Raw genomic sequence first — 14,338 nt, forward strand, 5'->3', positions numbered from 1 at the left:
CTCCGCGCCTGAACCTGCAAAGGCTCATTCGTGGCGAACATCAAGTCCCAGATCAAGCGGATCAAGACCAACGAGAAGGCCCGGCTGCGCAACAAGGCCGTCAAGTCCTCCCTGAAGACCGCGATCCGCAAGGCCCGCGAGGCTGCTGCCGCGGGTGACGTCGAGAAGGCCACCGAGTACCAGCGCGCTGCCGCGCGTCAGCTCGACAAGGCCGTCTCGAAGGGCGTCATCCACAAGAACCAGGCCGCCAACAAGAAGTCGGCGCTTGCTTCCAAGGTCGAGACCCTCAAGGGCTGAACCCCTCAACTGATCTGATCGCCGGAGGGGTCCAGAGCGGGCCCTCTCATCCGCTCCCGTCCGGCACCCCGAGCCTGTACGCGGCCTGCGTTCGCCACGCGGGTACGGGCTCACCAGCTTGAAACAAGCGTGAACAGCTTGTGCCGAAGGCCCCGGCGCCCCGCCCTTCCCCAGGGCGCGAGCCGGGGCCTTCGGCATGCGCCGGGGGGCCGGGGGGCCGGGGCCTTCGAGATACCCGGGCATCACGACGACCGGCCATTACGGCCTCTCGCCTTCACGACCAGAAGTCGTTGCTCGTGTCGATGTCCTGCACGCACTGGTCGAGGTCGGTGATCTTGTCGCCGACGATCCGGAAGACGATGCACCCGTCTTCGTCCATGTGCTTGCCGCTCCGGTCGGCGATGGAGTGGTGCATCGCGACGGCATGCCCCCGGCCGTCCACCAGCACGTTGCGCAACTCGACGCGCAGCGTCCCGGCCGTCTCCGAGAGGAGCCTGCCGTACATGTCCGTGATCGCGTCGAGGCCCTTGAAGTCCCCGGAGAGCGGGTGGGACCCGGGCACGTGATGCGTGCAGTCGCCCGTCATCAGCCCGCGCAGGACGTCCATGTCCCCGCGGGAGAAAGCGTCGTAGCCCCTGCGGATCAAGGCTGCGTGCGGGTGTTCAGCCATGTCGATCGCCACCTTTCGCATGCGCCGGCGATGTGCGGCTGGTACGTCCGATTCTCCTCCCCCGCGAGGGAAGGGCCACTGGATCAGCGCGGGGATCGGGGGGGAGGGCGGGGAGGGGGAGGGCGGCGTGGACGGTGGCAGGGGGAGGGCGGCGTGGACGGTGGCAGGCGAGGGGCCGCGTGGACGGTGACAGTGACGGGCCCGCGTGGGTGGCCGGCGGCAGGGGAGGCGGTGCGGACGGTGGAAGTGGCAGGCAGCGCGGCTGGTGGGAGCGGGGGCGGAGGTGGGGTGATCCGGTGAGGCGGGGCGGCTGGCTAGCCGCGTCCGCCGGAACGGGCGGCGCGCGCGATGGTCACGACCGCCTTCTCCAGGGCGTACTCGGGATCGTCGCCGCCGCCCTTCACTCCGGCGTCCGCCTCGGCCACCGCCCGCAGCGCGACGGACACCCCGTCCGGCGTCCAGCCCCGCATCTGCTGTCGCACCCGGTCGATCTTCCAGGGCGGCATGCCCAGCTCCCGTGCGAGGTCGGCAGGGCGTCCGCCGCGCGCGGAGGACAGCTTGCCGATGGCCCGCACGCCCTGGGCGAGCGCACTGGTGATCAGCACGGGCGCGACGCCGGTGGCCAGCGACCAGCGCAGCGCCTCCAGCGCCTCGGCGGCCCGCCCCTCCACCGCCCGGTCCGCGACGGTGAAGCTCGACGCCTCGGCCCGCCCGGTGTAGTACCGCCCGACCACGGCCTCGTCGATGGTCCCCTCGACGTCGGCGACGAGCTGCGACACGGCCGACGCCAGCTCGCGCAGATCGCTGCCGATGGCATCGACCAGCGCCTGGCACGCCTCGGGCGTGGCCGACCGCCCGGTCGCCCGGAACTCCTGTCTGACGAAGGCCAGCCGGTCCGCCGGCTTGGTCATCTTCGGGCAGGCCACCTCCCGCGCGCCCGCCTTGCGCGCGGCGTCCAGCAGCCCCTTGCCCTTGGCTCCGCCCGCGTGCAGCAGCACGAGCGTGATCTCCTCGGCGGGCGCCCCGAGGTACGCCTTGACGTCCTTGATCGTGTCGGCGGACAGATCGTGCGCGTTGCGCACGACCACGACCTTGCGCTCCGCGAAGAGCGACGGGCTGGTCAGCTCGGCGAGGGTGCCGGGCTGCAGCTGGTCCGAACTCAGATCTCGTACGTCCGTGTCGGCGTCGGCAGCCCTGGCGGCGGCCACCACCTCCTGCACGGCGCGGTCGAGCAGGAGATCCTCCTGGCCCACGGCAAGCGTCACCGAGGCGAGAGGATCGTCGTTCGCAGTCTTCCTGGCCATCCCCGAAAGCATCCCACGCCGCACTGACAACCCGCCCACGCCGGACGCGGCGACCACCGGGCCGGGCGCAGACCTCCCCGGGGGCTTTCGGGTGGCTTCTGCTGAGCTTCCGGGTGGCTTCGGGGGGACTTCTGCCGGGCTCCGGGGACTTCTGGTGGGCTCCGGGGACTTCTGGTGGGCTCCGGGGACTTCTGGTGGGCTCCGGGGGACTCCTGCTGGGCTTCCGGGCGACTTCTGCTGGGCTTCGAGCGGGGCGCCTGGTGGGCTTCCGGGGGAGCGGAGGCTACGGATCCTCGCGCCACCCCTCCCACTCCGCCGCGAACCCGTCCAGCGCCCCCACGTCGAGTCGCTGCTCCTCGTCGTGCAGCAGGACGAGCCACTGCGCGTCCTCCGCGTCGTCCTCGCCGGCCAGGGCGTCCCGGACGATCCGCGGCTCCTCGCTCACCCCGAACCGCTCCCCGAGCTCCTGGGCCGCCGCCTCCGCGGCCTCGCGATCGGGCAGCACCAGCACATGTCGCACATCACTCACGAAGCCATCTTCCGACATGCGCGGACGGTGTCGTGCCCCGAGTCCGGAATACCGCGCGGCCGACATGCCCGGCGCGCCGCCGGAGGTCGAAGATCAACCCGCCTGCGTCTGCTGCACGATCTGCACGTCCAGCTCGACGGCGATACTGGGCCCGACCAGGGCGATGCCCCGCGCCAGCATCGTCTGCCAGCTGACGGTGAAGTCGTCCCGGTGCAGTTCGGTCCGTGCCCGGCAGGCCGCCCGCGCCTCGCCGTTCATGCCGCTGCCGAGCCCGAGATACTCCGTGTCGAGCGTGACCGTCCGCGTCACCCCGTGCAGCGACAGCGCCCCGGTGACGGCCCACCGGCTGCCGCCCTTGTGCACGAACCGCTCGCTGTAGAACTCGAGTGTCGGAAACCGTTCGACGTCCAAGAAGTCCGCGGACCGAAGATGGTCGTCCCGCATCCTGACGTTCGTGTCGATGGACGCCGCGCCGATCACCACGTGCATCGCCGACTGCTCCACCCGCTCGGCGATCCGCACCGCCCCGGCGAACGAGTTGAACCGCCCGTGGATCCGGGCGAGCCCGATGTGCCGCGCGGTGAACCCGATCGACGAATGCGTCGGCTCTATCTCCCAGTCTCCCGGCGCAGGCAGCTCCGGCGGTCGCGCCACCTGGAGCGTCACATCACCGAGCGAGGCCAGGGTGTTCTCGCCGACCGTCGCGGTCGCCCGGTAGGGCGTGTAGCCCTCGGCGGACACCGCGAGCCGGTACTCCCCCGCGGGCACCGTCGTCATGAACGCCCCGAAGGGATCGGTGCCACCGCTGACGACCTTGCGTCCCGTGGTGTCGCTCACCGCGAACTCCGCATGCGGCACCAGGGCGTTCACCGGATCGAGCACCCGGCAGCTCAGCACTCCGGCGTGCTCCGGGGTGTGGACCGCCGCGAGGGGACTCGTCCGCTGCACCCGGTTCGTACGGTTTCCCAGCCAACGGCCGAACATCCACGACACCCCTGCGCGACTTGACATCACTTGTTGCCGGAGAAGCATTCGATCACTGTTGCCGCTTTCGAGGCAAGACGAGCCCACATCGCGGGAAACCAGCGCATGTGCCGGTACTACGCACGAGTAGCCCCGTGTGACCGGAATCTTCCCCTGCGATCCCCCGGCCCCCCGCTGCCGTCCGCCCAGCTCCCGCTCGCCCGGCTCCCGCCAGCTCCCGTCCGCCTTGCCGCCTTACCGCACCGCCTCCGTCCGCACCGTCGGCACCCGCTCCAACGTGATGCCGAACCGCTCCCGATAGGTCTGCAGAATCTCCTCGTCATCGGTCAGTTCGTTCTCCCGGCTCACTCCGTCGGCGGCCGTCACCTTCAGCCGACGCCCGCTGAGCGTGATCCTCCCGCCGTCCTCGGTGAGCCGCGAGCAGATCAGCGACCTCGTGAAATGCGACTCCGGCGAAGTGCTGTGCCACCAGGCTCCCGCCACGAAGTCCCGCAACACCCGGGGCCGCGCCTCCAGTCGGTACACCCGCGCACCGTCCAGCACGACGTCCAGGTCCCGCACCGCCGAACCGACTCCGCTCGCTGCACCCGCCAGGTGCGGACCGGCCTCGACGATCCTGAAGACCCCGGCAGGATCTGGCTGTTCATCCGCCCGTCCCCACTGCAGCGGGTAGTGACTGTGCGCCCCGAACCCGACGTCCGCCAGCCACTCCCCCGCGTCCGCCGTCCGCACCAGCAGCGCGAGATGGTCGTAGGGAATGCCGAGCCGTTCCTCGTCCCCGTACACCCGTGCCGCCAGCAGCGTGACCTCGAACCCCAGCGCCGCGAGCAGCGCCCCGAACGCCCCGTTCAGCTCGTAACAGAACCCTCCCCTGCGCTCCTCGACGACCTTCGCCACCAACCTCCTCTCCTCCAGCACGATCTCCTCGCCGAGATGCACCGACAGATTCTCGAACGGCACGGCCCGCAGATGCCGCAGATGCAACTCACGGAGCAGACCGACGGTGGGCTCGTACACCAACCCGGAACCGGAGCCGGAACCGGAGCCGGAACCGGAGCCGGAGACGGAGCCAGCGCCAGAGACGGAGCCGGACCCCGGGGCTGGGGTGTGGCCGGGGTCGACGCCAGGGTCAACGCCAGGGTCGACGCCGGGGTCGGACACTGCGCAGGGCGCGGCGAGACCCAGGCGTTCCAGGTAGGCATCGACGAGGCGAACACCGAGCCCTGAACGCGCTTCGAAACGGTGGGCCCCCGACTGCCCGCCACCGGAGCCGACACCTGAACCGGCTCCGAAGGCGGCATCGGAGCCGGAACCTGCATCGGCACCTGCATCGGCACCGGAATGGACACCGGCGCCGGACGGGGAGGCGCGGAGGGAGGGCTGGACGGCGGCAGGGCGCCGGATGGAAGGGTCGGAAGGGGCGAGAGGGGCGAGAGGGGCGGGGAGACCGGAAGGGTCGGGAGCCTCTTGGTCGGCCTGTGCGGGATCCATGTCCTCAGTCTCGCGCCACCCGCATGTCCCCGCCCGCATCCGCGACGACGGCCAACGCCCCGTCTCGGTCCGTCCGCATGACGACCGCGCCGCCCGCACGCAGCGCCGCCACCGTGCTGGGCGCCGGGTGGCCGTACGGGTTGCCTTCGCCGCACGAGATCAACGCCAGCCGTGGCGCCACCGCTCGTATGAGGTCGAGGTCCTGGTAGGCCGAGCCGTGGTGCGCCACCTTGAGCACGTCCACTCCACGCACCAGCTCGGCCGCCGGTGATCGCGCCAGTGCCTGCTGCGCCGGGGGTTCGAGATCCCCGAGCAGCAGCATCCGCAGGCCCGCCGAACGCACGAGGAGCGTGACGCTCGCATCGTTGGGACCGTCCGGTTCCGGGGCCGGGCCCGGTGGCGGCCACAGCACCTCCCAGTCGAGCGCACCGACTCTTCGCCGCTCCCCGGCCGCGGCCCGCACCACGGGGACGTTCCGCGCCCGCGCCTCCTTCCGCACGAAGTCCGCCTGCTCCCGGGGCTCCTCGAACCCCGTCGTCTCGATCGCCCCCACCGCCCGGCCGCGCAACACCCCTGGCAGTCCGGCCACATGGTCGGCGTGGAAGTGGGTGAGCACGACAAGCGGCACCCGGGTGACGCCCAGCGTATGCAGGCACCGGTCGACCAGCTTCGGATCCGGCCCGGCGTCCACCACCACGCCCACGCCCTCGCCGGCTGCGAGGACGGTCGCGTCCCCTTGTCCCACGTCGCACATCGCCAATCGCCAGCCGGGCGGCGGCCAGCCCGTGAGCACCCTGGTCAGCGGCGGCGGCTGCACCACCACGAGCAGCAGCAGCGCCGCACAGAGCCCGCACAGCCACGGGTATCTCAGCACGCGTCGTCCGAGCATCACCGCTGCTGCCGTGGCCATGGCCAGCAGCAGGGCTCCGCCCCAGCTCCCCGGCCAGTCCACCCCTGCGCCGGGCAACGCCGCCCCGGCCCGAGCCACTCCCGCGATCCACCCCGCCGGCCAACTCGCCAACCAGGCAAGCAACTTGGCCACCGGCATCGCCACCGGCGCCGTCGCCAGCGCCGCGAAGCCCAGCACCGTGGCCGGAGCGACCGCGAACTCCACCAGGAGATTGCACGGCACCGCCACCAGACTCACCCGTGCCGACAGCACCGCGACGACCGGGGCGCACACAGCCTGGGCGGCTCCTGCCGCCGCCAGCGCCTCCGCGAGCCGCGACGGCACCCCGCGCCGTCGCAGCGAGGCGCTCCACCGCGGGGCCAGCGTCAACAGCGCCCCGGTGGCGAGGACGGACAGCAGGAACCCGTAACTCCTGGCCAGCCAGGGGTCGTAGAGCACCAGCAGCAGAACCGCCGTCGCCAGCGCCGGGATGAGCGATCTGCGGCGCCCGGTCGCCAGAGCGAACAGCACGATCGCTCCGCAGGCCGCGGCCCGCAGCACGCTGGGGTCGGGACGGCACACCACGACGAATCCGAGCGTGAGCACTCCGCCCAGCAGCGCGGTCGTCCGCAGAGGGACGCCCAGCCGAGGCGCCAGGCCTCGTCGCTCGACCTGCTGGGCCAAGCCCGGCGGCCCCAGGAGCAACGCGAGGATGATCGTGAGATTGCTCCCGGAGACGGCGAGGGTGTGGGCCAGATCCGTGTCCTTGAAGGCCTCGTCCAGCTCGGGCGTGATGCGCGAGGTGTCTCCGACGACCAGCCCCGGCAGCAGCGCCCGCGCGTCCGTCGGCAGCCCCTCGGTGGCCGTCCGCAGTCCCGCCCGCAGCCGCCCCGCCAACCGCTGCACGGCCGTCGGCTCCCTCACCGTCACCGGCTCGGCATGCTTGCGTACCCGCAAGACTGCCGCGATCCGGTCTCCTGTGGCCAAGGGAAGCGCCAGCCGCCCTGTCACCCGCAACCGGGTCGACGGCAGCAGTTCGAGCCATGACGCACCGGGCCTCCCTCCGGAACTCCCCGCGCCATCGGCCCCGCCCTGGCCACGCTTCACGTCCGCGTCCACGTCCGCGTCTCCGGCTCCGGCTCCGGCTCCGGCTCCGGCTCCGGCTCCGGCTCCGGCTCCCCAGCGTCCGGCGAACCCGGCCCGTCCTGCGAACCCCGGATGCGAGCCCGACGTGCCCCAGCCCGAGCCGACGTCCACGATCACCAGCACCGGCGCCCGCGTCGCCACCGCCGTCCGGTCCGGCCCCTCGACGCTGCGCACCTCCGCTTCGATGAGGACGGAGTCGGGGGTCAGGTGGTCACCCCTGACTCTGGGCCGGGCGAGCCGTGGATCGGACGTGATCTCCACCTCTACGGTGACCGTCGCGTACTCCCGCGCCAGCGCGGGTACCGGCCCCCGCCGCAGGTCGGTCCCGTGCAGCCCGGCCGACGCGGCAGCCGCAGCCACGCACAGCAAAGAGGCGGCGACGGTGACTCGGGGCCAGGCCCTTCTGCCGCCGACGGCCGACTCCGACGCCCGGCTCCCACCGCCGGCGCGGTCGCGCCACCCGGCATCGTCTGCTCCGCGCCGCCGATGCACCAGCAGCAGGGCGCCGGCAGCCAGCAGGCAGACGACCACGAGGCCGCCCACCAGCTCCGGCGAGGCGCCCAGCGTCGACGCGGCGGTCGCCCAGGCCGCGAGCGCGGGGGGCACGAGCCGCAGATCCAGCGGACCTTCCTGACGCGGGTGGGCGTCACCGAGTCGCCTGCCGGAGGCGGCGTGCACGGTACGACGGGTGCGGGAGCCGAACGCGGCCCGCACGCCGACGCCCGCGACCGTCGGCCTGCCCCTGACCACAGGGTCACGCGCTGCAAGCCCTCCGGATCCTGGGCCGCCGACTGGGGGTGTCGTGTGCTCACTGGCCTCGCGCCTCATGGCCGCACGAGATTTCGCAGATCGGCGAAGCGTCGCTCACCGATACCGTTGACCTCGCGCAGCTCGTCCACGGAGCGGAAACCACCGTGCTGTGCCCGGTAGTCGACGATGTGCTGCGCCAGCACCGGCCCCACGCCGGGCAGGGTGTCGAGTTGGTCCACGGTGGCCGTGTTGAGAGAGACGAGAGCCGCAGGTCCCGCTCCTGCCGCCGCTCCCGCTCCCGCCCCGGCTCCGGCTCCGGCTGCGACGCCACCGGCCGGTGCGGGTCCGCCGACGACGACCTGCTCTCCGTCGACGAGGAAACGCGCGCGGTTGAGACCGTCGGTGTTGGTGCCCGGTCGAACACCACCGGCGGCGTCCAGTGCGTCGACCACACGTGAGCCGGCCGGGAGACGATGGATCCCGGGCTTCCGTACCTTGCCGCTGACGTCCACCACGATCTCGGCCCCGGCCGTGCCTCCAGGACCAGGCGGTCCCGTGGCATCGGGCGACTCGCCCGCCGACTTCTGCCGGCCCATGTCATAAGGAGCCGCGGCCCGCACGACCTCCGGCGCTCGGACGGGCTGGGTCCGGCCGACCCAGAAGTGCTGAACGGCGAAGACCGCGGCTGCTGCCAACAGCACGGTGAGCGCGAACACGCTCCTGCGTTCCAGTCCACAGCGCGTCTGCAACCACACCGGCATCCGCTCCCGCAGCGCAAGCCCAGCCCGCTCCCGCCACACCACCGCCCCACGAGGGACCGCACCGCCGGCGGCACGGCCCTCGGCATCGACAGCGGTATCGGAATCCGTATCGGCATGGGCATCGCTATGGGCATCGATGCCCATAGCGGAACGCCGACCCCCCACCCCCGCGCCCACACCCCCGCTTCCACCGCCTCCACCGCCTCCACCGCCACCACCGCCACCGCCCCCACCGGACTGCTGTCCCCTCTCCATGTCCCGCTGAAGACGAGTCCGTTCGGCGAACAGCGCCTCCGCCCGTCGACGGTTTTCTTCCGCCGAGGCATGGCCGTGACGGTGCCCGCCCCGGCCCCCGCCAGGTGAACGACGTCGTGGGGAGCGGCCGTCGGAGCCGGGAGGCCGACCGGGGCCGCTGGTCGCGTCGGTGTCGCGTGTGCGTGATCGAAGTGCCATGCGACGAGGATCGGACACTTCACCGAACCGCGATGATCTTGCTCAATTCCGGGGGAAAACCATCGGGTTGTGGATAACTCCACCACTCGCACGAGTGAGGGACCCTCTCACCTCGGCGAGACCACGACCCCCAGCAGTCCCGGTCCGGTATGCGCCCCGATCACCGCTCCGACCTCGCTCACATGCAGGTCGACGAGTCCGGGCACCCGTGCACGCAGACGGTCCGCGAGCGCGGACGCCCGGTCGGGGGCGGCGAGATGGTGCACTGCGATGTCGACCGGCGCGCTTCCGGCCCGCTCGGCGCCGATCTCCTCCAGGCGGGCGATCGCCCGCGACGCCGTGCGCACCTTCTCCAGGAGGTCGATGCGGCCCCCCGCCAGCTGGAGCAGCGGCTTGACGGCGAGCGCGGAGCCCAACAGGGCCTGCGCGGTGCCGATTCGGCCGCCGCGGCGCAGATAGTCGAGGGTGTCGACGTAGAAGTAGGCGGACGTGCCGGCGGCCCGCTTCTCGGCCGCGGTGACCGCCTCGTCGACCGTGCCGCCCGTCTCGGCGGCCTCGGCGGCCGAGAGCGCGCAGAATCCGAGCGCCATCGCGACCATGCCGGTGTCCACCACCCGCACCGGCACCGGGGCCTCGCGCGCCGCGACGACGGCCGCGTCGTAGGTGCCGGACAACTCGGCGGAGAGGTGAAGGGAGACGATGCCGGTGGCACCGGCATCGGCGACCTTGCGGTAGGTCTCGGCGAAGACCTGAGGGCTGGGGCGCGAGGTGGTGACGGGGCGTCGCTTCTGCAGTGCCTGGGCGAGGGAGCGGGTGGAGATCTCGTTGCCCTCTTCAAGAGCCTGGTCGCCGAGGACGACGGTCAACGGCACCGCGGTGATGCCGTGGCGCTCCATCGTCCGCTGCGGCAGATAGGCCGTTGAATCCGTGACGATAGCGACATGGCGGGACATGACCTGGAGGTTACCTGGCGTAGCCTCCGCACGGCAGCCCGGCCCCTCGCACCCGGACCGCCCTTGACCGAATCAAATACCACGCCTGGCGACACCGAAACCCGCGCTCTCGTCAGGTGGTGCTCTCGGGGCGCGGCTTCTTCTGCCAGGGGTAGGTGGGACGCGGTGCCGCAGGCGTGATGGCGGGCCGGGACGGCTCCTCCGCGGTGTGCCCGTGGTGAGTCTCCGGCCACGTCTGTCCTTCTGTCGCGCCGTCGGCGGCGGGCGCCTCGGGCCACGAGGCCGGAGAGGCCTGGGATGTCGGGGAGGGCTCCGGCGTGGTCCAGTGCCGCAGGGCGCCTGCCTCGACGTCTATCTGGGTGCTGAGGGAGTCGAGATCGTCCTCGGCGAAGCGGCGGGCGCGGTCGCGAGCCGCCCAGCGCAGTGAGTCCGCCGAGGCCGTGATGCGTTCGGTGCGCTCCCGCAGCGAGGGAAGCCGCTGGGAGAGTGTGGCCCGGTCCGGCTCGGACTCCAGACGCTTGAGCTCGGCGTCCAGTTCCTGCCCGTGCGCGCTGAGCCGCTGGAACAGGCCGAGGGACTCCTTGAGCGACTCGTCCTCGGCGGCTCCCGCGTGCAGGGCGTCCTGTGTGGCCCGCATGGACGTGCGCAGTTTGAGCCGCAGCTGGGCGATCTCGCCGGCCGGTCCGAGCTGGGCGAAGGACTTGGCCCGCAGAGTGTGGTCCTCCACCGTGCGACGGGCCTGGGTGATGGTGCGGTCGACCCCTCGCTTGGCAGCGCCGACGACCTTCACCGTGGCGTAGACGCCGAGCGCCAGGAAGAGCACGAAGAGCAGGGCGACGATCGTGATCACTGCTTCCACCAGCTCCTCCTCCGGCCTGCCAGGACACATCCGGCGCCGCGATGACGCGCCGCACTTCAAACGGTAAACGAGACGGGCAGGCCCGGAGTTCCAGAAGAACCCCGAACCTGCCCGCACGAAACCCTTAGGGGACGGGCGCAGAGGCCACGCCCCGCCCCTCAGGCACCTCAAGCCTCAGACCCCCGGACCTCAGGCACCTCAAGCCTCAGGTCCCCAGCCCTCAGGCACCTGAGGGCTCCAGGCTCCGGCCTCCAGGCCTCAGCGCACCCCGAGCCCTCGGGAAGCCCAGCACACGAGAGCTCAGGCCACGCAGCCTCAGGCCGGAACGATGTTGACCAGCTTCGGCGCCCGCACGATCACCTTGCGGATGCCGGTCCCGCCCAGGGCCTTCACGACGGCCTCGTCGGCCAGCGCGACCTTCTCCAGTTCCGCGTCGGAGATGGCCGGGGAGACCTCCAGGCGCGCCTTGACCTTGCCCTTGATCTGTACGACGCAGGTCACGCTCTCGTCCACGACGTACGCCGGGTCGGCGACCGGCAGGTCCTGGTGGACCACCGAGTCGGTGTGGCCCAGACGGCGCCACAGCTCCTCGGCGATGTGCGGGGCCAGCGGCGCCACCAGCAGCACCAGGTCCTCGGCGACCCTGCGCGGCACCGCCCCGCCCGCCTTGGTCAGGTGGTTGTTCAGCTCGGTGATCTTGGCGATGGCGGTGTTGAAGCGCAGGCCCTCCAGGTCCTGGCGCACGCCGTCGATCGCCTTGTGCAGGGCACGCAGGGTGTCCTCGTCGATGTCCGCGTCCTCGACGTCGACCACGGTCACCTCGCCGGTGGTCTCGTCGACGACGTTGCGCCACAGCCGCTGCAGCAGCCGGTACTGGCCGACGACCGCGCGGGTGTCCCACGGACGCGAGACGTCCAGCGGGCCCATCGCCATCTCGTACAGCCGCAGCGTGTCGGCGCCGTACTCGGCGCAGATCTCGTCCGGAGTGACCGCGTTCTTCAGGGACTTGCCCATCTTGCCCAGCAGCCGGGAGACCTTCTCGCCCTGGTAGTAGTAGGCGCCGTCGCGCTCCTCCACCTCGGCGGCCGGAACCGCGATGCCCCGGGCGTCGCGGTAGACGTACGCCTGGATCATGCCCTGGTTGAACAGCTTGTGGAACGGCTCCACGGAGGAGACGTGCCCCAGGTCGAACAGGACCTTGGACCAGAAGCGCGCGTACAGCAGGTGCAGCACGGCGTGCTCGGCGCCGCCCACGTACAGGTCGACGCCGCCGTGCGGCTGACCCTCGCGGGGGCCCATCCAGTACTGCTCGATCTCGGGGTCGACCAGCTGCTCGCTGTTGTGCGGGTCCAGGTAGCGCAGCTCGTACCAGCAGGAACCGGCCCAGTTGGGCATGGTGTTGGTCTCGCGGCGGTACTTCCTGGGGCCGTCGCCCAGGTCCAGGGTGACGTTCACCCAGTCCTCGTTGCGCGACAGCGGCGTCTCCGGGGAGGTGTTCGCGTCGTCCGGGTCGAAGGTGCGCGGCGAGTAGTCCTCGACCTCCGGCAGCTCCAGAGGCAGCATCGACTCGGGCAGCGGGTGGGCGACGCCGTCCTCGTCGTAGACGATCGGGAAGGGCTCGCCCCAGTAGCGCTGCCGGCTGAACAGCCAGTCGCGCAGGCGGAAGTTGACGGTGCCCTCGCCGATGCCCTTGCGCTCCAGCCACTGCGTGATGCGCGCCTTGGCGTCGACCACGCCCAGGCCGTCCAGCGAGATGTCGTCGTGGGAGGAGTTGACGATCTTCGCGTCGTAGGAGGCGAAGGCGTCGTCCCAGGTCGAGGTGTCGGTGCCGCGGCCGTCGGTCGGCTCGACCACGCAGGTGATCGGCAGCTCGAAGGCGCGCGCGAACGCGAAGTCACGCGTGTCGTGCGCCGGGACGGCCATGATCGCGCCGGTGCCGTAGCCCATCAGGACGTAGTCGGCGATGAAGACGGGAACCCGCTCGCCGTTGACCGGGTTGGTCGCGTACACGCCCGTGAAGACGCCGGTCTTGTCCTTGGCCTCGGCCTGGCGCTCGACGTCGGACTTGGAGGCGGCCTGCGCGCGGTACGCGGCGATCGCCTCGGCCGGGGTCGCGTGACCGCCGGTCCAGACGTCGTGGGTGCCCTCGGGCCAGGCGTCCGGGGTGAACTTGTCGGCCAGCGGGTGCTCGGGGGCCAGCACCATGTAGGTCGCGCCGAACAGGGTGTCCGGGCGCGTGGTGAAGACGGTGATCTGCTCGCCGTCCACGGGGAAGTCGACGCGGGCGCCTTCCGAGCGGCCGATCCAGTTGCGCTGCTGCAGCTTGATGGCCTCGGGCCAGTCCAGGGCGTCCAGGTCGTCCAGCAGGCGGTCCGCGTAGGCGGTGATGCGCATGTTCCACTGGCGCAGCTTGGCCTTGAAGACGGGGAAGTTGCCGCGCTCGGAACGGCCGTCGGCGGTGACCTCCTCGTTGGCCAGCACGGTGCCCAGGCCGGGACACCAGTTGACCGGCGCGTCGGAGGCGTAGGCCAGGCGGAAGTCGCTCAGGACGTCGGCGCGCTCGGTGGCGGTCAGCTCGCCCCACGCGCGCGTGTGCCCGGGTACGGCACGCTCACCGGACTCGAACCGGGCGACGAGTTCGGCGATCGGACGGGCCTTGTCCGCGTCGGGGTCGTACCAGGAGTTGAAGATCTGCAGGAAGATCCACTGGGTCCACTTGTAGTACTCCGGGTCGATCGTGGCGAACGACCGGCGCTTGTCGTGGCCCAGGCCCAGCCGGCGCAGCTGGACCTTCATGTTCTCGATGTTGGCCTCGGTGGACACGCGCGGGTGCGTGCCGGTCTGCACGGCGTACTGCTCGGCGGGCAGGCCGAAGGCGTCGAAGCCCAGGGTGTGCAGCACGTTGTGGCCGGTCATGCGCTGGAAGCGCGCGAACACGTCGGTCGCGATGTAGCCCAGCGGGTGGCCGACGTGCAGGCCCGCACCGGAGGGGTACGGGAACATGTCCATGATGAACTTCTTGGGCCGGGCGACCAGCTCCGGGTCGCCGGCCAGGTCGCCCTTGGGGTTCGGCGCCGCGTAGGTGCCCTCCGCGTCCCAGAAGTCCTGCCAGCGTGCCTCGATCTCGGCGGCCATGGCAGCCGTGTAGCGGTGCGGCGCGGCCTCTGCCGGGACAGCGGCGGCAGCGGGGTTCGTCTCGCTCATGGTCCTCAAAGCTCCATCGATCGTCTCTGCCAGCGGGTTGTCGTCCAG

Annotated in this window: 11 protein-coding genes; 1 reads left to right on the top strand and 10 read right to left on the bottom strand. The window is 71.6% G+C overall.

Annotated features, from left to right (window positions below):
- The first annotated feature begins 30 nt into the window (after positions 1-30).
- Positions 31-297, top strand: a complete 267-nt coding sequence (rpsT, locus tag Sri02f_RS02320; protein ID WP_020127768.1) for a 30S ribosomal protein S20 — start codon at positions 31-33, stop codon at positions 295-297.
- A gap of 274 nt (positions 298-571) precedes the next feature.
- Here the strand turns inward: rpsT and Sri02f_RS02325 are convergent, their stop codons facing one another.
- The 10 genes from Sri02f_RS02325 to leuS form a co-directional block, all read right to left on the bottom strand.
- Entirely contained in the window at positions 572-967 is a 396-nt protein-coding gene (locus tag Sri02f_RS02325) for a nuclear transport factor 2 family protein (RefSeq protein ID WP_108999779.1), read from the bottom strand.
- 314 nt (positions 968-1,281) lie between these two features.
- A complete protein-coding gene (gene holA, locus Sri02f_RS02330; RefSeq protein ID WP_218029839.1) occupies positions 1,282-2,271 on the bottom strand; it encodes a DNA polymerase III subunit delta in 990 nt (329 codons plus the stop codon).
- Between the two features lie 283 nt (positions 2,272-2,554).
- Positions 2,555-2,800: a hypothetical protein gene (locus tag Sri02f_RS02335; RefSeq protein ID WP_167467470.1), complete on the bottom strand. Its 246-nt coding sequence runs from the start codon at positions 2,798-2,800 to the stop codon at positions 2,555-2,557.
- A gap of 93 nt (positions 2,801-2,893) precedes the next feature.
- Positions 2,894-3,784 (bottom strand): YceI family protein, encoded by an 891-nt coding sequence (locus Sri02f_RS02340; protein WP_108999371.1) that lies wholly within the window; start codon positions 3,782-3,784, stop codon positions 2,894-2,896.
- Positions 3,785-4,018: 234 nt separating this feature from the next.
- The gene (locus Sri02f_RS42185; RefSeq protein ID WP_108999372.1) at positions 4,019-4,804 is read right to left on the bottom strand and encodes an arylamine N-acetyltransferase; all 786 of its coding nucleotides are present in this window, start codon (positions 4,802-4,804) and stop codon (positions 4,019-4,021) included.
- A 475-nt stretch (positions 4,805-5,279) separates the two neighbouring features.
- Positions 5,280-7,988 (bottom strand): ComEC/Rec2 family competence protein, encoded by a 2,709-nt coding sequence (locus Sri02f_RS02355; RefSeq protein WP_245970411.1) that lies wholly within the window; start codon positions 7,986-7,988, stop codon positions 5,280-5,282.
- A 146-nt stretch (positions 7,989-8,134) separates the two neighbouring features.
- Positions 8,135-9,274: a ComEA family DNA-binding protein gene (locus tag Sri02f_RS02360; protein ID WP_108999375.1), complete on the bottom strand. Its 1,140-nt coding sequence runs from the start codon at positions 9,272-9,274 to the stop codon at positions 8,135-8,137.
- Between the two features lie 107 nt (positions 9,275-9,381).
- Positions 9,382-10,227: a DegV family protein gene (locus Sri02f_RS02365; RefSeq protein ID WP_108999376.1), complete on the bottom strand. Its 846-nt coding sequence runs from the start codon at positions 10,225-10,227 to the stop codon at positions 9,382-9,384.
- A gap of 112 nt (positions 10,228-10,339) precedes the next feature.
- The gene (locus Sri02f_RS02370; protein WP_108999377.1) at positions 10,340-11,086 is read right to left on the bottom strand and encodes a hypothetical protein; all 747 of its coding nucleotides are present in this window, start codon (positions 11,084-11,086) and stop codon (positions 10,340-10,342) included.
- A 315-nt stretch (positions 11,087-11,401) separates the two neighbouring features.
- A complete protein-coding gene (gene leuS, locus Sri02f_RS02375; RefSeq protein WP_108999378.1) occupies positions 11,402-14,290 on the bottom strand; it encodes a leucine--tRNA ligase in 2,889 nt (962 codons plus the stop codon).
- Positions 14,291-14,338: the final 48 nt, after the last annotated feature.

The sequence above is a fragment of the Streptomyces rishiriensis genome (assembly GCF_003112535.1).
In the GTDB taxonomy this organism is placed as follows: domain Bacteria; phylum Actinomycetota; class Actinomycetes; order Streptomycetales; family Streptomycetaceae; genus Streptomyces; species Streptomyces rishiriensis.

What these genes read in the sequence shown, in the direction of transcription:
- Sri02f_RS02325 (WP_108999779.1), bottom strand. Translation starts at nt 967, where the DNA reads ATGGCTGAACACCCGCACGCAGCCTTGATCCGCAGGGGCTACGACGCT.
- holA (WP_218029839.1), bottom strand. Translation starts at nt 2,271, where the DNA reads ATGGCCAGGAAGACTGCGAACGACGATCCTCTCGCCTCGGTGACGCTT.
- Sri02f_RS02340 (WP_108999371.1), bottom strand. Translation starts at nt 3,784, where the DNA reads ATGTTCGGCCGTTGGCTGGGAAACCGTACGAACCGGGTGCAGCGGACG.
- Sri02f_RS02360 (WP_108999375.1), bottom strand. Translation starts at nt 9,274, where the DNA reads ATGGCACTTCGATCACGCACACGCGACACCGACGCGACCAGCGGCCCC.
- Sri02f_RS02365 (WP_108999376.1), bottom strand. Translation starts at nt 10,227, where the DNA reads ATGTCCCGCCATGTCGCTATCGTCACGGATTCAACGGCCTATCTGCCG.
- leuS (WP_108999378.1), bottom strand. Translation starts at nt 14,290, where the DNA reads ATGAGCGAGACGAACCCCGCTGCCGCCGCTGTCCCGGCAGAGGCCGCG.